The sequence below is a fragment of the Streptosporangium sp. G12 genome (assembly GCF_052983175.1).
Window position 1 is genome coordinate 1 of the sequence record NZ_JBRIQO010000059.1, and the last position, 19,862, is coordinate 19,862.

General features: G+C 70.8%; 17 protein-coding genes and 1 pseudogene. 7 read left to right on the plus strand and 11 right to left on the minus strand.

The window, feature by feature from the left end:
* A partial coding sequence (locus tag ACVCAG_RS44975) for a pectinesterase family protein (RefSeq protein WP_447191607.1) occupies positions 1–548 on the plus strand: 548 nt, incomplete at its 5' end.
* A 516-nt stretch (positions 549–1,064) separates the two neighbouring features.
* Here ACVCAG_RS44975 and ACVCAG_RS44980 read toward each other — a convergent pair.
* Entirely contained in the window at positions 1,065–1,304 is a 240-nt protein-coding gene (locus ACVCAG_RS44980) for a hypothetical protein (RefSeq protein ID WP_440089899.1), read from the minus strand.
* A 21-nt stretch (positions 1,305–1,325) separates the two neighbouring features.
* On the opposite strand from ACVCAG_RS44980, the pseudogene ACVCAG_RS44985 reads away from it, so the two are divergent.
* Positions 1,326–1,907: pseudogene (locus ACVCAG_RS44985) on the plus strand (transposase); the annotation flags it as partial.
* A 162-nt stretch (positions 1,908–2,069) separates the two neighbouring features.
* On the opposite strand, the gene ACVCAG_RS44990 reads toward ACVCAG_RS44985, so the two are convergent.
* Positions 2,070–2,720 (minus strand): MOSC domain-containing protein, encoded by a 651-nt coding sequence (locus tag ACVCAG_RS44990; protein WP_440089896.1) that lies wholly within the window; start codon positions 2,718–2,720, stop codon positions 2,070–2,072.
* Between the two features lie 550 nt (positions 2,721–3,270).
* On the opposite strand from ACVCAG_RS44990, the gene ACVCAG_RS44995 reads away from it, so the two are divergent.
* Positions 3,271–4,011 (plus strand): NPP1 family protein, encoded by a 741-nt coding sequence (locus ACVCAG_RS44995; protein WP_447191608.1) that lies wholly within the window; start codon positions 3,271–3,273, stop codon positions 4,009–4,011.
* A 6-nt stretch (positions 4,012–4,017) separates the two neighbouring features.
* Here the strand turns inward: ACVCAG_RS44995 and ACVCAG_RS45000 are convergent, their stop codons facing one another.
* The 5 genes from ACVCAG_RS45000 to ACVCAG_RS45020 form a co-directional block, all read right to left on the minus strand.
* Positions 4,018–6,513, minus strand: coding sequence for an FtsX-like permease family protein (locus tag ACVCAG_RS45000; RefSeq protein ID WP_440089793.1), 2,496 nt, complete (start codon positions 6,511–6,513; stop codon positions 4,018–4,020).
* Positions 6,510–7,202, minus strand: coding sequence for an ABC transporter ATP-binding protein (locus ACVCAG_RS45005; protein ID WP_362851480.1), 693 nt, complete (start codon positions 7,200–7,202; stop codon positions 6,510–6,512). Before ACVCAG_RS45005 ends, ACVCAG_RS45000 begins: the two co-directional genes overlap by 4 nt.
* On the minus strand, positions 7,199–7,723 hold the full coding sequence (locus tag ACVCAG_RS45010; protein ID WP_362697914.1) for a PadR family transcriptional regulator: 525 nt from the start codon (positions 7,721–7,723) through the stop codon (positions 7,199–7,201). Before ACVCAG_RS45010 ends, ACVCAG_RS45005 begins: the two co-directional genes overlap by 4 nt.
* A gap of 126 nt (positions 7,724–7,849) precedes the next feature.
* Positions 7,850–8,233 (minus strand): discoidin domain-containing protein, encoded by a 384-nt coding sequence (locus tag ACVCAG_RS45015; protein WP_440089792.1) that lies wholly within the window; start codon positions 8,231–8,233, stop codon positions 7,850–7,852.
* Positions 8,234–8,275: 42 nt separating this feature from the next.
* Positions 8,276–8,566 carry a hypothetical protein gene (locus tag ACVCAG_RS45020; RefSeq protein WP_440089791.1) on the minus strand — a complete coding sequence of 97 codons (291 nt, stop codon included), beginning with the start codon at positions 8,564–8,566 and terminating at the stop codon, positions 8,276–8,278.
* Between the two features lie 194 nt (positions 8,567–8,760).
* Between ACVCAG_RS45020 and ACVCAG_RS45025 the strand changes: the two genes are divergently transcribed.
* Complete coding sequence (locus tag ACVCAG_RS45025; RefSeq protein ID WP_440089789.1) at positions 8,761–11,109, plus strand: BTAD domain-containing putative transcriptional regulator; 2,349 nt, start codon at positions 8,761–8,763, stop codon at positions 11,107–11,109.
* A 4-nt stretch (positions 11,110–11,113) separates the two neighbouring features.
* Here ACVCAG_RS45025 and ACVCAG_RS45030 read toward each other — a convergent pair whose 3' ends face one another.
* From ACVCAG_RS45030 to ACVCAG_RS45040, 3 genes are all read right to left on the minus strand, one after another.
* Positions 11,114–11,962: an SGNH/GDSL hydrolase family protein gene (locus tag ACVCAG_RS45030; RefSeq protein WP_362850723.1), complete on the minus strand. Its 849-nt coding sequence runs from the start codon at positions 11,960–11,962 to the stop codon at positions 11,114–11,116.
* Positions 11,963–12,679: 717 nt separating this feature from the next.
* Positions 12,680–13,528: a site-specific integrase gene (locus ACVCAG_RS45035; protein WP_440089787.1), complete on the minus strand. Its 849-nt coding sequence runs from the start codon at positions 13,526–13,528 to the stop codon at positions 12,680–12,682.
* Positions 13,525–14,187: a TRADD-N-associated membrane domain-containing protein gene (locus ACVCAG_RS45040; protein WP_447191609.1), complete on the minus strand. Its 663-nt coding sequence runs from the start codon at positions 14,185–14,187 to the stop codon at positions 13,525–13,527. The genes ACVCAG_RS45035 and ACVCAG_RS45040 overlap by 4 nt, the downstream gene beginning before the upstream one ends.
* A 1,028-nt stretch (positions 14,188–15,215) precedes the next feature.
* Between ACVCAG_RS45040 and ACVCAG_RS45045 the strand changes: the two genes are divergently transcribed.
* Positions 15,216–16,379, plus strand: a complete 1,164-nt coding sequence (locus ACVCAG_RS45045) for a hypothetical protein (RefSeq protein ID WP_447191610.1) — start codon at positions 15,216–15,218, stop codon at positions 16,377–16,379.
* 769 nt (positions 16,380–17,148) lie between these two features.
* Entirely contained in the window at positions 17,149–18,186 is a 1,038-nt protein-coding gene (locus ACVCAG_RS45050) for a TerC family protein (RefSeq protein WP_447191611.1), read from the plus strand.
* Between the two features lie 224 nt (positions 18,187–18,410).
* Here ACVCAG_RS45050 and ACVCAG_RS45055 read toward each other — a convergent pair whose 3' ends face one another.
* Positions 18,411–19,139: an SDR family oxidoreductase gene (locus ACVCAG_RS45055; RefSeq protein WP_440089781.1), complete on the minus strand. Its 729-nt coding sequence runs from the start codon at positions 19,137–19,139 to the stop codon at positions 18,411–18,413.
* 115 nt (positions 19,140–19,254) lie between these two features.
* On the opposite strand from ACVCAG_RS45055, the gene ACVCAG_RS45060 reads away from it, so the two are divergent.
* Positions 19,255–19,644 carry a MerR family transcriptional regulator gene (locus tag ACVCAG_RS45060; protein WP_440089779.1) on the plus strand — a complete coding sequence of 130 codons (390 nt, stop codon included), beginning with the start codon at positions 19,255–19,257 and terminating at the stop codon, positions 19,642–19,644.
* Positions 19,645–19,862 lie beyond the last annotated feature (218 nt).

The following is a 19,862-nucleotide window of genomic DNA, read 5'->3' on the forward strand; positions in this document are numbered from 1 at the left end:
TCGGCCACCAGGACACGCTGTACGCCGACACCCGCGGCCTGGCCACCTTCGCCCGGCAGTACTACCGCCGCTGCCACATCGAGGGCGACGTCGACTTCGTCTTCGGCCGCGCCACCGCGGTCTTCGACCGGTGCGAGCTGCGCGCCCTGACCCGCGACGTGTCGTTTCTGCCGTACGGTTTCGTGTTCGCGCCGAGCACCGCCGCCGCGAACCCACACGGCTACCTGGCCACCAGGTGCCGCGTCACCGGTGAGGCCCCCGACGGCTCCTACGGCCTCGCCCGCCCCTGGCGTCCGAGCAGTGACCCGACCGCCGTCCCGATGCTGACCGTGCGCGAGACCTGGATCGGCCCCGTGGCCGACACCACCGCCCCGTACGTGAACATGAGCTCGGGCTACCCCTGGCAGGAGGCCAGGTTCGGCGAGTACCGCAACTCCGGTCCGGGAGCGGCGATCCCCGTTCCGGAGAACAGGCCGCAGCTGACCCCCGAGCAGGCGGCCGAACGGACCGTCCGCACCCACCTCGGCGACTGGAGACCGCCGAGATAGGCTGGTACGGGCCGCACGATGGCCTGCTGGATGTGTCGCGCGTGGTGCTCGACTCGGCGCACGTGCGCGCTGAAAAAGGGGCGAACACACAGGTCCTTCACCCGTGGACCGGAGTAAGCCCGGTTCCAAGCTGCACCTCCTGTCGGACGCGCCGGACTGCCTCTGGTCGTCGGCCTGTCCGCGGCCAACGTCCACGACAGCCGCCGGTTGAAGCCGATGGTGCTCGCCTTCTGTCCCGTCTCATTCAATCTGAGGCACCGGAAGCCCCTGACCTGCGGTGCCTCAGATTGAATGAGACAACTCATCCGGTCTTGTCTCATTCAATCTGAGGCACATCGACTAATCCGATTTGTGCTCATCTTTTAGAACACATTATCGAGTATTGCTCTACTGGTCGCACTGAAACCGTCTCATTCAACTTGAGGCATCCTGCAGTTTTTCTCATCTACTTGAGGCAGTTGACGTCCTGGGCAGGCACGATCGGTCCGATCACCAGGAGCAAACTGGAGATTTACCTCATGATCGATGAAACGGAAAAGTTACCTTTCGAGCTTCATGCGGCAGACGTAGCGTGGCGGCATGACGAAGGAAGCGCATCGTCCCTTCGTAGACGTCGGGCGGCGTATAGGCGCAGAGTTCGTGGCGGCGTGCCAAGACTGTCGGTGGGCCCAGGTCGTTGATGAGGATCTGCATGAGGAGGTAACCGGTCGCCTGCTGGAGTGGCATGTGGTCCACCCGGAGCAGGGGTTCGATCACCTGAGCGACCGCGACTTCGGGACATTCGCCTTTGATGAGTTCGGTCCTTTGGGCATCCGTCCCGCGCACGGCACGAGCTGGGCACCACAGGGCCGGCCGGACCGGCTGCCGGCCACTTACCACCGCACTCATGGGACCACCTACCTCCACGGCTGCTACTCCGTCGGCGACGACACGTTGTGGGGCGTCAACCGGCGCCGCAAAGGCATCGCTCCCACCTGGGCCGCGTGGCGGTCAATCCGTGCCGCCCGCCCGGACGGCGCTCCGATCTACGTGATCCTGGACAACCTGTCAGCGCACAAGAACTGGCGCATCCGCACCTGGGCCAGGCGCCACAAGGTCGAGTTGTGCTTCACCCCGACCTACGCCTCCTGGGCCAACCCGATCGAGGCGCACTTCGGGCCACTGCGGCAGTTCATCATCGCCAACTCCGACCATCCCAACCACACGGTGCAGACCCGAGCCCTGCACGCCTACCTGCGCTGGCGCAACGCCAACGCCCGCCACCCCACCCTCCTGGCCGCCCAACGCCGCAAACGTGCCCGCGTCCGCAGCGAAAAGGGCATCCGCTTCGGCGGACGCCCCCTTCCACTCGCCGCGTGATCGCTCAACCCGGCAAACGTTTCCGGTCACAGCACTAGCCATCGTGACGTTCCGCCCGTCACGCCGGGCGATCCGCCTTGGGGTGGTGGCCCGGACGGTTTGCGCCGTCGTGATGTTCCACCCGTCATGCCGGGTGGCAGGCCGATCCGCCGAGGCCGGTGTCTACGCGGTGGTGCGACGGCGGGCTCGATCCCTGATCTCCTCCGGCAGGGCGTCGGCGGCGAGCAGCCGGGGCAGCAGGTCCGGTTCCGACGTCATCGCCCGGAAGGTGAGCGCGACGGTCACCTTGTGGGCGGGCCGGTGCACGATCTCGACCGGGTCGGCGGCGCGGATGTCGCCTGGCTCGATCACGCGCAGGTACGCGCCCGGCAGTGCGGCCCGGGTGAATCGTTTGGTCCAGCCCTCGCGCTCCAGCCAGCCCTGGAACGTCGCGCAGGGCAGGCGCGGGCACGACACCTCCAGCACGACGTCCGGCCCGATCCGCCACCGCTCACCGATCAGGGCCCCGTTGACGTCCAGGCCCGTGGTCGTGAGGTTCTCCCCGAAGACCCCGTTCGGCAGCGGCCTGTCCAGCTCGGCCTCCCAGCCGTCAAGATCCTCGCGGGCGTACGCGTAGACGGCCTGGTCGGAGCCGCCGTGGTGTTTCACGTCGTGGACGCGGTCACCGGCGAGTCCGACCGCGCCGGTGCCCTTGGGGCCGGGGGCGGTGACCGCGACCGGGCCGTCGACGGGCCGCTTGTCGATGCCCGTCGAGTCGAGCCCCTTCCAGGGGTTGGGGCGTGGCCGGCCGACGTTGACCGAGAGCAGCTTCATAATGGCGACGGTACGTTCCCCCGCCCGTCCGGACGATACCTTTTCCGCGCGGCGGCGCGTGGGCGTTCACGCCGGGGACGATCCGGGTCCCACCGGGCCCCACCGATCTGCGCCGGTCCGCGCCAAGGCCGGAACGCCCCGTGACGGGATGCCCCGTGACGGGACGCCTGGAGAGGCCAGCCGGCCCGTCGGCCGCGACGCGCCTCGTGGGAGGCTTCCTGCCCGGTGATTCGCGATCTTTCGTTCGTGGTTCACCTCCTGACCGTCGCCGATACATGTCGGCGCCATCTGCCGCGGAGACCTTGATCAAGCACCGGTTTCGTGGTGCCGTGCAGGTGCGAGGCGCGCTCACATCGGTGCGGAGAACGCCGCCGACGAGCACCACGCCGACGCGTCGTCAGGTCATGGAGCAGTCCTTCGAGAAAGCGGAAGAATGCGAAAGCCGTGGTCGTTCACGTCCACCCCGAGGGCATCGAAGTCAGCGACCGGGCCGGAGAGGAGCCCATCCCTTCCCGCGTCCCCCGCGCGCGGGCGTTCCCGGTTCGGGATCGTGCTCGGTGTCACCGTTCTGGGGATCGTCCTCCCCGCGTCGGCGGCCTACGCCGATCCGCCCCGCAACCTGCCCCAGTCGGCCGGAGGGTACGAGTCGTCGTTCTCTCCGGCCTACGACTACGACGGTGACGGCTGCTACGCCACCCCCGGCATCGGGCCGGACGGGACCCTCGCTGCGGGGCTGAACCCGACCGGCGCGGTCAACGGCAACTGCCGTGACCAGTCGGACCTGGACAATTCCCAGACCTACGCCCGCGCCAAGTGCAACAACGGCTGGTGCGCCATCGTGTACGCCAGCTACTTCGAGAAGGACCAGGCGCTGGCCGGCATCAGCCTCGGTGGCCACCGTCACGACTGGGAGCACGTCATCTCCTGGGTGAACCAGGCCTCCAACCAGGTGGAGTACGTCTCGACCACGCAGCACAGCGGCGTCGTGACCTACCCGCGCTCGCAGGTGCGCTTCGACGGCTCGCACCCCAAGGTCGTCTACCACAAGGACGGGGCGTCCACGCACTTCTTCCGGCTCGCCAACGGCAACGACGAGCCGCCGGAGAACCACTACCACAACTGGCGCTACCCTCCGCTGGTGGACTGGAACGGCTGGCCCAGTACTTGGCTGCGCGACAGGCTGATGAACGCGAACTTCGGCTCCGCGACCATAAAGATCAATGACGGCAGGTTCGGGGACCTCCTCTCGCGCTCCAAGCCCGGCGGCATCCCCTTCGACCCCTGGGCCTGACGAAGGTCACAGGGGACGGCGGGCGAGGGGCGGCCGGGTCCGGGTGATCAGCGCCGCCGCGGTCGCCAGGACGGGCAGCCCCACCACCACGGCGACCACGAACGGCCACGGCACGGCGATCGTGGCGGGATCGCCGGCGCCGTGCGTCGTCATCGGCCGGCTCAGCGCCACGCCCGTCACCGCCCCCGCGACCAGTCCCACCAGCGCGCCGAGCCCGGAGATGTAGAGGGCCTGGCCGGCCACGACCATCCGCAAGGTCCCGGGCGGGGCGCCGATGGCCGCCATCGTCGCCCGCTCCGGCCGGGTGTCGGCGGCGGCCAGGCGGGTGGCGGCCAGCGTGCCGCCGACGACGAGGACGAGGGCGCCGACAAGCCAGCCCCACAGCCCGGGGTCGGGGGTGTTGCGGTAGCCCTCCTCGGAGGCGACCGTGACGCGGGGGGTCACCTTGTGGAGGTCACGCCACAGCCTTGAACCGGCCGGCAGGCGGTGCATGGCGTAGAGCTGGCTCTCCGTCGTCGAGAAACCGGCCTGTTCGACCAGGGCGCGCGGCAGCAGGGCGCCGCCCTGGTGCTCGTCGGCGGGGGTGGCCAGTACGGCGGGCACCTCCAGCCTGCGCGGGGGGCCGGAGGTGGAGCTCGCCCGCAGGGCCAGCCTGCCGTTCCGCAGCGCGGCGGCGTCGAACACCACGGCCTTGCCGCTCGCCAGCGCCGCGGCCGCCCGCGGGTCGTGGCGCCCCTGCAGGAGCCTGAGCAGGGCCTGGTCGCCGATGGCCGCCGTGCGACGCGTGTGTATCCCGTTCCAGCGCACCGTGTACCGCAGCGCGTAGCGGCGGTTGTCGGCGTTCCTCGCCTGGTAGCCGGTGGCCAGCGGCACGCCGGGCAGTTGGCGGGCCGCCTCGGCGCGGAGTTTTTTCCAGGTCGCGTCGTTGACGGTGCCGGCCCAGATCGCCAGCATGCCGGCCGGGCGTGCCGAGGTGTAGGCGTTGCGCCGGTCCATGTACTCGCTGTGGGTGCCGATGCCCACCGCCACGACCGTGGCGGTGACCGCCATGACGGCCGCCACGGCGCTCGCCGTCCGGGACCGGTGGCGGACCGCGTCGCGGACGGCCACCCGCAGCGGGAGCCGCAGCCGCGCGGCCGGCCGTCCCGTCTGGCGGACCAGCCACGGCGTCAGCGCCACTAGCCCGAGCAGGACCAGCACCGCGGAGGAGAGCACCCACACCGAGCCCGGCTGGCGCCGCGCCACCACGGTCGCGCCCAGTCCGGCCAGTACCAGCGTGGCTCCGAGCAGGGGCCAGCCCCGCCGATCGGGTGCCGTGGGCGCGCGCCCGGCCAGCACGGTCGCGGTGTTCTGCCGGGCGGCCTGTACGGCGGGCACCAGCGCCGCCACGAGCCCGGTGAGCAGGCCCAACGCGGCGACGCACAGGACCGGCGGCCACGGCACTCCCGGCGGGCCGGCCTGCCCGCCCCAGCGTGCCAGGACTGGGGCGCCCAGCACCCCGGCCGCGATGCCCAGCGCCGTCGCGACGAGGGTGGCCGGGGCGCCGAGGACCAGCCCGTCGGCCAGCACGATCGTGCGCAGCTGCCTGGCCGAGCCGCCCTGCGCGGCGATCTCGGCCAGTTCCCTGCGCCGCCTGCGGAGCCCGACCGCGAAGGCGGGCCCGGCCAGCAGGACGGTCACCAGCACCACCATGATCACCATGGCGCCGATCCCGACCGTGTACTGGACCGTCGCGGCCGGGTCGCGAACCGGGGACCACGACGAGTCCGTGATCATGGTGCGGGAGGTGACGAACAGGCCGGCCGCGTTCAGCGCGGGCACGTCGGTCCAGGACACCGGCTTCGCGGTGTCGGCGAGCCAGCCGTCGCCGTACTCGCGCGGGGACCACAACTCGTCCGGCGCCAGGGGGAGGTCCGGGCCCACGACCTTGCGGAGCGAGGGCTGGTGCGGGTGCTCGACCACGCCCACCACCGTCAGCGGCGCCGCGCCGGACGGCCGCAGGAGGTCGCCGGGCCGCAGGCCGAGCGCGGGGGTCACCGCGACCTCGCGGGCGGAGGGGAGCCTGCCCTCGCTCAGCGTCAGCATCCCCCTGGTGAGGGGGTCGCGCAGGTCGGTCTCCAGCGCGTCGACCGGCTCGGTGCCCAGCCGGAGCATGCCGGTGTTGAAGGGGAGCAGCCGGGTGCCCGGTCCGAGCAGTGCCGCCACCTCGGCGGCACCGGGCCTGGGCGCGGTCGCCCCGTCGTCGCCCGTGCTCCAGTTCCCCCCGGTCGGATCCTGCTGGAGCACCGTACCCTCGGGTGCCTGCGAGAGGTGGACGTCGGCGGTGCCGAGCGTGGCCACCAGTCCTTCCCGCGGCGTGACCTGCATCGTCTCGGCGAGGGTGAGGAGCGCTGTGATCACCAGGACGGGCAGGCCGATCATCACCATGATGAGCGCGCTGCGTCCCCGGGAACGCCACGCGCTCCGTCGGGCGACGCGCAGCGCGACGCGGACGGCGCTCACCGGGCGCTCTCCAGTGACACGTCCGTGGAATCGGCGATCGTCCCGTCGCGGAGGAACACCACCCGGTCGGCCCAGGCGGCGTAGCGCGGCTCGTGGGTGACGAGCAGGACCGCCGCACCCGCGTCACAGCGGGCGCGCAGTATCTGCAGGATCTCGTCGCCAGCGCGCGTGTCGAGCGCGCCGGTCGGTTCGTCGGCGAGCAGCAGGCGCCGCTCGCCCACCAGGGCGCGGGCGATCGCGACCCGCTGGCGCTGGCCACCGGACAGCTCGTCGGGGAAGCGGTCGGCCAGGTGTGCCACGTCGATCTCCGCCAGCACGGCCACGGCCTCCTGCCTGGCGAGGCGTGACCGCACGCCGTCGAGCTCGCGCGGCAGCATCACGTTCTCCGCCGCCGTCAGCGAGGTGATCAGGTTGAGGTCCTGGAAGACGTAGCCGACCCCGCGGCGGCGCAGTGCCGCCAGGTCGCGTACGGCGGCCAGGTCCTGCTCTCCGAGGTGCACCGTCCCCGACGTGGGCCGGTCGAGCCCGCCCGCGAGGTTGAGCAGGGTCGACTTGCCCGACCCGGACGGGCCCATGACCGCGACCAGCTCTCCCGCGCCGACCTCGAGACTCACGCCCCTCAGGGCGTGGACGGCCGTCGCTCCCTCGCCGTGGACCCTGGTCACCTCGGCCAGTCGTACGACCGTCATCTTTCCTCCTTGAGAACGGCCTCGCAGTGGTCCAGCCACCGTTGCTCGGCCTCGGCCTGGAAGATCATGGAATCGAGCACGAGCCGCTGGGCCGCGCCTTCGGTGGCGGTTCGCTCCGTGGCCGCTCGTTTGGCCTTGGTCAGCTGCTGGAGGGCGCGCATGGTCGCAGTCCGCTGCCTGCGGATGACCTCGGCGACGTCCACCTCCTTCGCCGCGACGGCCATGGCCAGCTTGATGACCAGCTCGTCCCGCGGCCGGTCGGACTGGACGACCGGGGTGCCGAACCATCGCGCCATCTCCGCCAGGCCGGCCGCGGTGATCGTGTAGACGACCCGGCCCTGCTCGTCCGACTCGCCCGGCTCGACCAGCCCGTCGCGCTCCAGGCGGGACAGCGTCGTGTAGACCTGGCCGATGTTGAGCGGCCAGGTCGCCCCGGTCGACCCCTCGAACTCCACCCGCAGCTGATAGCCGTGCCGAGGCCCCCTGCTGAGCAGGGCGAGCAGCCCGTGCCTGATCGACATAGATACTAAGTATGCATATTCAGTATGCAGGACTCAAGGGGATCCGCCGTATTCCGCATGAAACGAGGCCGGGTGCCCCCCACGACATGGAGGGCACCCGGCGAGAACGACAGTGGATCAGGAGGGTCAGGAGGCGAGGACCCGTAGCTCCGAGAGCTGGCCGGCGGGCCACGCGGTGTTGGCTGTGAACACCAGCCGGACGTACCGTACGGCGACCATGTTGAAGCTCGTCGACACGGCGTTCCCGGAGGCCGGGTTGAAGGCGTACGCCCGCGATCCGGCGATCGGCCGGTAGGTGACGCCGTCGGTGCTGCCCTCGATGGACAGCGTCTGGGTGCGGGCACCCCACGACGGCGGCAGTGCCATCTCCACCTGGTAGATCCGGCAGGTCGCGCCGAGGTCCACGGTTAGGGACTGCGGGAAGGCGTTGTTGGCGCTCTCCCAGTAGGTGGCGGCGTTGCCGTCCACCGTGTTCGCCGTGCCGTACCCCGGCTGCGCGCTGCCCTGCACCGGCCGGCCGAGGGCCGCGTTCTTGCCGGCCGCGGAGAACGCCTACACCTCGGCGATCTTGATGGTCGGCGACCAGGGGCCGCTCGGGAAGCTCAGCGACAGGCAGCACCCGTGGACCGGCGGGAAGGTGATCGTGACCTTGTTGCCGGTGGCCGGGTTGAAGCTGTAGCTCTGCGCCGGGCTCACCGTGACGTTGTCCACCGTGCCCACGTAGGCCGCCTGGACCGACATCGTCAGCGTCCGGGCCGGCTCGCCGGCCGGGAGCTGTACCACCACCTTGTCCGTCGTGCGGCGGCCGCCCTCGAAGGCGTAGTTGACCGACACCGAGTTCACGAACGCCGGGACCTCCCAATAGGTGGCCGGGTCGCGGTCGGCCGAATAGAAGCCCCAGTGGCCGTGCCTCGATCACCGCGATCCGCAAGGCGCTGCGCGGCGCGGGCGCCGAACGGCTCCTCGAGACGCGGGCTGGCGGCTACGTCGCGCAGCCCGAGGCCGGGCAGCTCGACGCGCGGGAGTTCACCGAGCTGGTGGCCGCCGGTGAGCTGCGAAAAGCCCTGGACCTGTGGAGCGGCGAGGCGCTGGAGGACGTGCACGCCCACTACGTCGACGGCGTCCGGGAGCTGTGGCGGGACCGGCGGCTGTCGGCGTACGAGCGCCTGGTGGAGGCCGAGCTCGCCGCCGGGCGGCACGGCGAGCTGCTCGACGAGCTCGCCGCCCAGGTGAGCGCCGACCCGCTGCGCGAGAGGCTCGCCGGCCACCTCGTCCTGGCCCTGCACCGGGCGGGACGCCAGGCCGACGCCCTGGCGGCGGCGCGTTCCCACCGCAGGGCCCTCGCCGACGAGCAGGGCCTCGACCCCAGGCGCGCCTTCACCGAGCTGGAACGGGCGGTCCTGGCCGACGATCCGGCCCTGCGCTCCGACGGCGTGGAGCCGGTGCCCGCCGGCCCGCCGCGGCGCTCCACCTTCCTGCCCTACGACATCCCCGACTTCTCCGGCCGGGCCGCCGAGCTGGAGCGGCTCGCGGGCGAGTACCGCGGCCCGGCGGTCGTCACGATCGACGGCATGGCCGGGGTCGGCAAGACCGCCCTCGCCGTCCACGCGGCCCACCGGCTCGCCGCCCGCCATCCGGACGGACGGCTCTTCATCGACCTGCTGGCCCATACCGCGGACCGCGAGCCGGTCGACCCCGCCGCCGCGTTGGAGGCACTCCTGCGCCAGCTCGGGGTGCCCGCCGACCGCATCCCGGTCAACGCGGCCGAGCGGGGCGCCCTGCTGCCGGGGCGCTCCGACACCCTCGTCCTGGTCACCAGCAGGCGGCGGCTCGTCGACCTGGAGGGCGCCCACGCCCTCTCGGTCGACCTGCTGGGGGAGGAGGACGCCGCCGGGCTGTTCGAGCGGATCGTGGGCGAGCGCGCCCGCCGCGAGCCCGGCGCCGTACGCGAGGTGCTGCGGCTGTGCGGGCACCTCCCGCTCGCCATCCGCATCTCGGCCGCCCGCCTCCAGCACTGCCCCCGCTGGACCGTGTCCTACCTCGCCGGCAGGCTGCGCGACCACCGCCGGCTCCTGGACGGGGTGTCGGCGGCCTTCACCCTCTCCTACGAGCACCTCGGCGAGGCCGAGCGGCGCATGTTCCGCCTGCTCGGGCTGGTGCCCGGCCGCGACATCGACCCCTGCGGCGCGGCCGCGCTGGCGGGGATCGGGGAGGAGGAGGCCGAGGAGCTCCTCGAAGGACTCCTCGACGCCCACATGCTCCTGCAGCTCGAACCCGGCCGCTACACCTTCCACGACCTGCTCCGCGAGCACGCCCGCTCGATCGCCGAGGACGACGGCGCCGTCATGCGGCTGCTCGCCTACTACCTGCACCGCTCCCGCGCGGCGATGGACCGGCTCTTCCCCGACAGCGTCGGCCGGCGCGAGGGCGTCCCCCAGCCGGCCACCCCGGTCGCGCCCATCCGCGACGCCGCGGAGGCGAGCGCCTGGCTCGACGCCGAACGCTCCAACATCATCGCGACCGCCGTCCACGGCCCCGAGATCTGCCTCGGCCTCCTGGCTCTGACGATACGCCCCTTCCTCGACCGGCGGGCCCACCACGACGACGCGCTCACCCTGCACTCCCTGGCGCTCCAGCGCAGCCGCGCGCTCGGCGACCGCGCGGTCCAGGCGCGCGCCCTCGCCGACCTGGCGTGGACCCACTGGCGGCTCGGCGAGTACGAGCGGGCGGAGGAGCACGCCCACCAGGCCCTCGACATGTGCGAGGAGGCCGGCGAACGGGCCCTGGCGCTGCTCACGCTGGGCAACGTGGCGCTGCGGCGGCGGGACGAGCGGGCCGAGCCGTACCTCAAGCGGGCACTCGACCTCACCCGGATCGGCGCCGACACCTGGGGCGAGGCCCACGTGCTCGGCATCCTCGCCCTCGTCCTCGACCGGGCGGGCCGTCCGCAGGAGGCCCGGCGCTACCTCGACCTGGCACTGGCGCTGCACCGCAAGGTCGGCAACCCGGCGGGGGAGGCGATGACCCTCGACCAACTCGGCGTCGTCCTGCGGCGTCAGGGCGAGCTCGGCAACACCGCCGACGAGGCGGCCGCGCTCAACGGGCTGGCCGAGGCGGCCGACGACCCCGCCCGGGCGGTCGAGGAGCACACGGCCGCGCTCGCGCTCACCGGCCGGACGCGCAACCGGCCGGAGCGGGCGCGTGCCCACGACGGGCTGGCACGCGCCCACCTCGCGCTCGGGTGCCCCGAGCGGGCCGGTGAGCACGGGCGGCTGGCCCTCGGCCTCTACCGGGAGCTCGGTGTCCCGGAGGCCGAGGAGGTCCGCGCCCTGCTGGAACGGGCCGGGGGGCCCGGGGAGCCGGACCGCCCCGCCCGTACCTCATGACGGCTCACGCGTCGGGCACCGCCACCGGGGCGGCCTGGAGGACCTGGTAGGTCACCTCGGCGAGGGCCCGCTGCCCGCTGGTGCTGGGATGGAAGTAGTCCCAGGTGCTGAGCTGCCCGAGCGTGAAGGGGTAGGAGAAGACGGCGCCGCCGTCGTACCTGCACGTGCCGTACTCCGCGCAGATCCGGGCGAGCACGCCGTTGAAGTCGACGACCCGCTGCCTGACCCGGTCACGGCGCGCCTCGTCCTCGGCGGAGGTCGAACGGGGAGCGGCCAGCATCGACTGGCAGATGCCGAAGGCGGCCCAGGCCGTGCGCGCCGAGGAGCTGTCCTTGCCGACGGCCCACAGGCGCTTGATGTCGGGGATGCTGGCGACGAACACCGACGCCTGCGGGATCCCGGCCGCCAGCTCCTGCATCGCCGCCCGGAAGCGGCTCTCGAAGTCGGCGACCGAGGTCATCGACGACTCCGAGGAGGCGCACGCGTCGTTGGCGCCCATCAGGATCGTCACGTAGTCGACCCCCCGGGAGGCCGCGGTCCTCGCCTGCCCGGCGAGGTCGGCGATCTTCGCGCCCGACCGGGCGTCGTTGTAGGCGGTGAGATCGGGGTTCTGCGTCCTGATCCGGTTGCGGTGGCTGTCGACCGAGGTGCTCGACCCCGTCGACCACGACCGGCTGGTGCAGTCGGCGAACCAGCCGCAGGCGTTGAACCCGCGGGTGATCGAGTCGCCTAGCCCCGACATGGAGCCGGGCGGCGCGACGGAGTCGGAGGTCGCTGTACCGGCGGGGACCACGGTCCAGCCGAGGACCGCGGCGATGACGAGGGCGATGCGGAGGGCATGGCGTTTGGACAAGGGACCTACCTTTGCCAGGGGGTGTGCCGGATGTTGATCGTGCATCGCCCGGGGGCCGCCGTACATAGGGAAAACAGAAAACTTACGCCCCAGTCAAGGTCGCGGTCAGAGACGGGGCGCCAGGTTCTCCCGGCGGGCCGATCCGGCGCGGACGGCGCCGTCCGCGCCGGGCGCCACCCGGCCGTGTGCGCGTGCACGGCGGCGGCCGGCTCCTCGTGCGTCTCCGGCGGCAGCCTGTGGCCCATGCCCGCCACGGTCATCGGCCGCGCCGCCGGAGCTGTCGCGAGCCCGCACAACCCCCATCCGGAATGCGGTCCTCGTGGCTCCGTACGACGACGACGGAGGGCGTTCGCCGGGGCGGTGTCGTGCCGGATTTGGGGTGCCGTTAACGAACGTGTCACCAGCCGTCAACCAAGTCGATCACCCAGACCAGGCGGTCCTCCTCCTGGGGAAAGAACGAGTGCCCCGAGCCGTCATGGTCTCCACGGCACGCCGTTGACCTGCGGCTTCATGCTCATTTGGGGCTGGCGACACGTTCGTTAACGGCACCCCTATTGCCCGGCGCGTACCCGTGATCTCCTCACCCGGCAAGCGTGACCGGCCTGTGAAGAGCTCGAAGTCAGTCCGGCTGAGTGCTGGCCGTCCTTGCCGTCATCTGCGCGCCCGATCTGGAGCACGTCGGCGTGGCGGGCGGGCCCACCGATACCAAGGACGGGCTCACGGGCAAAAGCCTGCGATCGTCTGCTGCGCGTGGGTTTCGCCCTGGGCGAAGGCTTGGCCGAGCCGGTAGGCCGGAGAGCGCTCCAGGGCGGCGTGGGCATACGGCGGGATCGCCGCGCGCAGCGTCGTGCCTTGGGGGCCTTTGGCCGGTAGGTCGATGATCCGGTGGCCGGCGTCGTAGCCGAGGGAGGACAGCTGGGCGTCGATGATGCCGCCGACTCGGCAGGCGGTGACCACGAACAGGCAGAGCATCGCGTAGGCTCGCGCGCTGTCGCGGACCTGGGAGGGGGCGGCCCGGCCCAGCTCGTGCGCCGCGGCGATCGCCTCGGCCTGGGCGTGGGCGTGGGCGTGGGCGAGCATCCGGTCCAGCTCGGCCTTGGAAAGGCCGCGGGTCTTGAAGCGCGCGGGGGGTTGGGCGCGTTCCATGTCGGTGAAGGGGTTGCGGGCGGCGACGCCTGCGCGCATCAGGTAGCGATACCAGGAGGAGGCCGCGGAGATACGCCGCTCGCGGGTCGCCGGAGCAAGGGCCGCCTCACGTAGCGCGGCGCCGTACAGGTCGGCCTCCAGCGGCGCGACGTCCATCTCGTCCAGGCCGCGGACCTCGAGATAGGCCAGCCACCACGACAGGTCTTGGGAGTAACCGCGCCGGGTGGCCGGGGAGCTGCGCTTCTCGCTGGACAGCCACGCCGCCGTGGCGGGCAGCGCGCGCGGCTCCAGTCCGGTGACGCGCATCCGGTTGGCCAGTTCGTACTCGTCGCGAGCCGGCGGCGTGCCGCGCAGCACGATACCGGGCGCGGCGACGGGGACGAGAAGGGCGGCGGTGGCAGGGGTGAGGTCGGTGCTCACGCGGGGTCCTTGGCGCTATCGGCGGCGGAGGGTCCGAGGGCGGGCTGGCCGGGGGTGACGATGGCGCGCAGCAGGTCACCGGCGATGGCGGCGCGCTGCTCGGGCTCGAGGGTCTCCATCGCCTCCAGCAGGCGCTCGGCGGCCAGGTAGCGGGAGAACTCCAGTGGCTGGTCGAAGTAGGCGCGCAGGTGGCCGGCCGCGCTTTCCTGGGAGCGGACGAAGGTGCGGCCGATGTAGGCGGCGAACGCGGCCGCGGCCGCGCCCAGGGCGCCGGTGACGATGCTGGCCGTGGGGGTGGTGGCTCCAAGGGCCAGCACGGCGAAGACGACCAGCAGCACGAAACCCACGGTCATGGCGATCTGGGCGTTGCGGAAGCTTTGCCGGGCCTGGGTGGTGGCGATCTGGTGGTAGTAGTCCAGCCGCTTGTGGGTCACGTCCCACAGCGCTGGCAGGGCCAGCCGGTCGGCCTCGCCGAGGGAGGTCTCCGCCCGTTGCAGGGCCTGCCGGGCGTGTTCGGCACGCTGGGTTTCCCGTCGTTCACCGAAGGTGATTCGGTAAACGCAGTAAGCAACGAAGGCAAGCCCGGCCAGGGCGGCGACAAGCGAGAGGACAGGGAGGAGGCGTTCGACCTGCTCCCGGCCGCCTTGAACATAGGCCACCGCGCCCGGGACTCCCTGTCCTGTCTCATTCAATCTGAGGCATATCAACAAACCCAATCTTCACTCGCTTTTTCGAACACGTTGGCTAGCATTGCCTCCTGGTTGCGATGAAACTGTCTCATTCAACTTGAGGCATTCCATGGTTTTTCTCATCTACTTGAGGCAGTCGACGCTCTGAACAGGCATGATCGGCTCGATCGCGGCGAGCGAAATGAAGATCCACCTCATGATCGATAAAATTTCGCTTGGATGGCCTTGTGCTCACCCCCTGCTGGTGGCTCACCCACACCGAACCTCTCCGTCTGACCGACCAGGTCCCGGCGACGTTTATCGAAGCGTGAGCTGGATGGGTGTCTTCATCCCGTACGCCGAACGCGCTGCGGCCTGGACTGACCAGTCCACGAATGCGTCATCGGTCACGAGGGATGGTCGCCGCTCCGGAAGAAGTCACCGTCCTGCTCACGAGCATCACCGCGACCTGGCGGTCTCTGGGAGAGGCACGAGGGGGAGGATCACGGCTTCATTCGTGCTTGTGCGGTCTCGGGACCGTGATCACCAATGGACGAACGTGTACGAAGCCTGTCCGGGACAGGTGTGTCGCTTGTTGTTCCAGGTCGACCAACAGCGTGTCAAAGGGCCAAGACGCCGCGCAACGTTGCGTAGCGCTGTTCGGGCCTTGAGGCTCTCGACCGGCCTCAGAGGAGGCATCTCTGGAGGAAGAGGCTCCGATTCCTGCCGACAACATGACCAGTTAGGACACAGAAACCGCCTCTGACCTGGATGTTCAGCCAACGAGGCGAGCTTTCAGCTTGGGGGTGGCTGGTTGATGATCATGCCTCAGATGGGTGAGACGAACCGCCGAATACCTCAGTTTGGATGAGACTGCCTCAGATTGAGTGAGACAGGACAACAGCGAGACAGGACACCGCTGGTCGATCGGTGGTTGCCCCGGCCGGGCCGCAACGCAATGAATCGTATTTATTATTTTCTAATTTCTGGAAAATCGAAGGTGTCAGTAGGCTTCCGGCATGCAGGAGCCGGGCGCGGTGACGCCGTGCAAACACTGCGGGACGCCGATCGAGCAGCGGCCCGGGCGGGGGCGGCCGAGGGCATACTGCGCGCAGGGGAACTGCCAGGCGGTGGCCAAGCGCGAACGCGAGATGCGGCGGGCGACGCCGGGCCTTGAGGGGGCGCTGGCCAGGGCCGAGGAGTTCTACGAGCGCATGGAGAAGGGGATGATCGCGGCGATCGCCCCGCTGGCGCAGGTGCTGTCGGAGGAGCTGAGCCCGGCGGGGGTCGAGGCCAAGGTGAGCGCGGTGCAGGCCGAGGCTCACACCCGGGTGGCGATCGCGCGCACCGAGCGTGAACAGGCCTTCGAGCAGGTACGCCTGGCGCGGGAGGCCTCCGAGCACGCCCGGCGCGAGCGGGATGCGATGTCACGCCGCGTGGAGGAGGCCAACGCCGAACGCGACACCGCGCTGGCCGACGCGGAGACCGCCAGGGAGCAGGCGCTGGCCGCGTTGCACGAGGCGGCCAGCACCGAACGCCGGGCCAGACAGGCCGAGCAGGAGGCCACCCGCAGGGCCCAGCGGGCCGAGGCCGCCCGGGACGCGGCGCTGCGGGAGATGGCCGAACGGGTGGAGGCCGCCGAGACCGAGGCGCGCCGGGCCGAGGCGCGCGCCCTCCACGATCAGGAGCAGGCCGGTCAGGCGCGTGCCGAGCGGGACCGGGCGCTGGAGGAGGCCAGGAAGGCTCAGGAGGCCAGAGGCCAGGCCGAGCGTGTCGCCTCGGCCGCGTCGGCGCGCGCCGACGCGGCCGAGGCGGAGCGGGACCGGGCACTGGCGCGCGCCGACACCGAGGCGACCGCGCGTGCTCAGGCTCTGGCCGAAGCGGCCGAGGCGCGTACGCGGGCGGAACGAGTGGACAAGCAGGCGGCCGAGCTGGAAAGGCGGACGGCGCGCCGGATGGCCAAAGCCGAGGAACGAACCGCCGAGAAGATCGCCGAGGCGGGGGAGCGCGCGGCGGCCACAGCCGCCGAGGCACTCGCCGAACGCGACGAGGCGCGCATGCGGCTGGCCATGGAACAGATGCGCCTGACGGATCTGCGCGAGCAGATGGAGGCCCTGCGCGCCGAGTCCGCCCAGCTCAGGGAGCGCGCGATCACCGCTGAGCTGCGAGCCGAGACCGACTGAGACTCACCGGGGCCCTGACCGGGACGAGACCGGCTGAACCTCACCGGGGCCCCGTCCGGGACGAGACCGGTGTGGCGAAGCCTGCTCAGGGGGCTCGGCCCGGCTCCTCGCCAACGCCGGCGCCCAACGCCGTCGCCCCGGAAACAGCCCGCCGGTCGGGTCCGGCGGGTCTCACTCTCGCCCTCGCCCTCGGCCTTCTGCCCGGAGGCGGTGTGCGGCGCCTTCGACCTGTCACGTCCCGGCGCCTCATGCCGGTCACCGGTGGGCGGCGCGGAGGAGGCGGTTCGGGAGGGAGCGGCAGCCGGGGCCCGGGCCTGCCCGGCCACAGAACGGCGACGGTGGCGATCGCGGAGATCGTCAGCAGCACACCCAGCAGAATTTCGAGAAGCGCGGCGGTCGACATCAAGTCCTCCCTCGACCTCGCTGTGATCATGTGGCGACGAGGACGAAGGTCTTCCCACACCCCCGTATCGCACGAGGGCCACCCCGCCGGGTCTCCCTGTGCTCGGGGACCGTGATGACGATCGGGGTGTCGGACGGTGGGTACTCCCCTCCGTATCAATTCCACTATCGGTGCAGCTCAGGCCCATAGTCAAACGCACCCCTGAGGTAGAGCGCCCCTCGGGGATCCACCTAACCTGGAGGGACGAGGGGAGTACTTCCAAGAGCCGATCCGGTCAGCACGGACGTTTCGCGACGTCCCCGGGCGGCCGCCCGCAGGCATAGGTGAAGGAGACCTCGAACAGCCGAGCGCGTTCGAGGAGGTTGCATGTCCGCCGAGGCGATCCTGTCGGTAACCGATCTTGAGACGATCGGTTCGCCGAGACTGTGGACGATCACCGTGGCCGCTCTGATGGTCCTGCTGGGCGTGGACTTCGTGCTGACCCGCCGCCCGCACGAGGTGCGGATGCGCGAGGCGGTGGGCTGGTCGGTTTTCTACCTGACACTGCCCTTGCTGTTCGGCGTCTACGTATGGAGGGCCTTCGGGTCCGTTGTGGCGGTGGAGTTCTTCACCGGCTACGTGGTGGAGAAGTCCCTGTCGGTCGACAACCTGTTCGTGTTCATGCTGCTGCTGTCGGCCTTCGCGGTCCCCGCCGTGCTGGCCCAGCGCGTCCTGCTGTACGGCATCATCGGAGCCCTGGTGCTGCGCGCGATCTTCATAGCGCTGGGGGCGGCCGTCCTGCGGAGCGGCACCTGGGCGTTCCTGCTGTTCGGCGGGATATTGATCGTCACCGCCTGGAAGATCCTCAGGGACGCGCTGAGCGGGCAGGAGCAGAAGGTCGACATCTCCTCCATGCGCTCGATCCGGCTGCTGCGGCGCTTCATGCCGGTCACCGACGACTACCGCGGCTCTCACCTGGTTGTCCGCGAGAACGGCCGCCGCGCTCTGACCCCGCTGGCACTGGCCATCGTGGCCGTCTTCGCCACCGACATCGTCTTCGCCGTCGACTCGGTGCCCGCGGTGTACGGCGTGACCGAGGATCCCTTCCTCGTCTTCGCCACCAACGCCTTCGCCCTGCTGGGCCTGCGGGCGCTCTACTTCGTGCTCCTGGGCGTCCTGACGAAACTGCGGCACCTGAACCACGGGCTCAGCGTCATCCTGGCCTTCATCGGGATCAAGCTCGTCCTGCACTGGGCGCACGGCACCTGGACGTGGGTCCCGGAGATTCCCACCCCGGTCTCGCTGGGGGTCATCGTCGCCGTTCTGATCACCATCACGATCACGAGTGTGTACGCCAACCGTCGTGACGCGAAGTCCGCCTCCTCACCCGCCGAACGCGAGCCTCGCTCGCGGCCGACGGGCTAGCGTTTCGTGCCGGGGGCCGGTACCAGTGGTCGCGGCAGCGATGCCGAAACTTCCCCCGCATACGCCTATGAGCTGCTGAGCCGCGCCGGGGCTACCGTTCGGCGGCGGGCAGCGTCGGGCGGTCCGCAGGGGAGAGGCTGACGACGAACACGCGGGGGACTTCCCCGCCGCGTGGCGGCCGGTGACCACGATCCAGGCCGCGGTTCCCGATACGGACCACTCGATCAACGACTTCCGCCGGCATCGACCCCCATGACGGTCTGCGGGTACAGCACGCTCGGATCCGCGGACAGGGCCGCCTTGACCTGGACGGTGTTCTCATCGGCAAGGATCTCGATCCTGCCGGCCTCGAGCCCGTCCAGCGCGGTGCGCACGACGTCGGCGGGGTCGTTCTTCTCCACCTCGAAGCCCGCCATCATGTCGGTGTCGGTGCTGCCCAGATGCAGGCCCGTGACCATGGTCCCCTGACGTGCGAGTTCCAGGCGGATGCCGTTGGTCAGGCTCCACTGGGCCGCCTTCGCCGCACTGTAGGCGTTGGCCCCCTCGTAAGACATCCACGACAACAGTGACATGACATTCAAGATCGACCCGCCGCCGTTGCGGGCCAGCACGGGGGCGAACGCCCGGACCACGTTGAGCGTGCCGAAGTAGTGCGTCTCCATCTCCAACCGGACCTTCTCCAGCTCTCCGGTGACGAGGTTCTGATAGGTGGCGATGCCGGCATTGTTGATCAACAATGTGACGTCGCCCGCGGCGGCCGCCACGGCGGCGACCGACGCCGGGTCGGTGATGTCGAGCCGGAGCACCTGCACGCCGGGAATGTCGACGAGCTCGGGTGTGCGCGCGGTCGCGTAGACCTTCGCCGCACCCCGCTGCAGCAGCTGCCGCGCGAAGTGCCGGCCGATGCCACGGTTGGCGCCGGTGACGAGCGCGACGGAATCGGCGATCTTCATGGTTGCCTCCTGGTGGGCCTGAGCCGTTCTTGTTCAGGTCGTTCACGGGCTACGCTAAAACCTGACGCTGACGTCAGAGGCAAGTGTTATGACCGAGGTCGCGAGGAGGGTGTCCATGCGTATCGGCGAACTGGCCGCCAAGGCGGGCGTGAGCGTGCGGGCCCTGCGCTACTACGAAGAACACGATCTGCTGGCCTCGGTGCGCACCCCCAGCGGGCAGCGGCACTACCCGCGCAGCGCGCTCGGCCGCGTCCAGCTGATCCAGCAGTTGTACGCCGCGGGGCTGCCGAGCAAGACGATCGTGGAACTGCTGCCGTGCATCGAGACCGGCGAGGTGACACCCGAACTGCTCGACCGGCTGTCGGCCGAACGGGACCGCATCGAAGAGCGGATCGGCAGCCTGGTGGACACCCGTGACCGGCTTGAGCACCTCATCACCACAGCCACCAGCGCCAAGAACGCGGGCCACCGCTGCCCCGGATGGGTGTGCCCTCCATCTCCCTGAGGCGCCCCGTGCGGCTTCACGGGACACCTGACACCGTTTCGTCGAGGAGGCCGGGCACGCGAGTGGCGACCGATGACGTCTGCGACGGTGATCGTGTCGTCGTGGGTGTTCCGGTGGGTGATCAGGCCTGGGGCGCGTCCCGCGTCCCGGGTTGGGGGGTGTCGGTGTGGGGTGGGCTGGTTTCGGGTTGTGGGGGTGGGTCGCTGAGCTGGTCGCGG

What these genes read in the sequence shown, in the direction of transcription:
- ACVCAG_RS44990 (WP_440089896.1), bottom strand. Translation starts at nt 2,720, where the DNA reads ATGAAGCTGCTCTCGGTCAACGTCGGCCGGCCACGCCCCAACCCCTGG.
- ACVCAG_RS45045 (WP_447191610.1), top strand. Translation starts at nt 15,216, where the DNA reads ATGCAGGAGCCGGGCGCGGTGACGCCGTGCAAACACTGCGGGACGCCG.
- ACVCAG_RS45055 (WP_440089781.1), bottom strand. Translation starts at nt 19,139, where the DNA reads ATGAAGATCGCCGATTCCGTCGCGCTCGTCACCGGCGCCAACCGTGGC.
- ACVCAG_RS45010 (WP_362697914.1), bottom strand. Translation starts at nt 7,723, where the DNA reads ATGTCGATCAGGCACGGGCTGCTCGCCCTGCTCAGCAGGGGGCCTCGG.
- ACVCAG_RS45005 (WP_362851480.1), bottom strand. Translation starts at nt 7,202, where the DNA reads ATGACGGTCGTACGACTGGCCGAGGTGACCAGGGTCCACGGCGAGGGA.
- ACVCAG_RS45060 (WP_440089779.1), top strand. Translation starts at nt 19,255, where the DNA reads ATGCGTATCGGCGAACTGGCCGCCAAGGCGGGCGTGAGCGTGCGGGCC.
- ACVCAG_RS45050 (WP_447191611.1), top strand. Translation starts at nt 17,149, where the DNA reads ATGTCCGCCGAGGCGATCCTGTCGGTAACCGATCTTGAGACGATCGGT.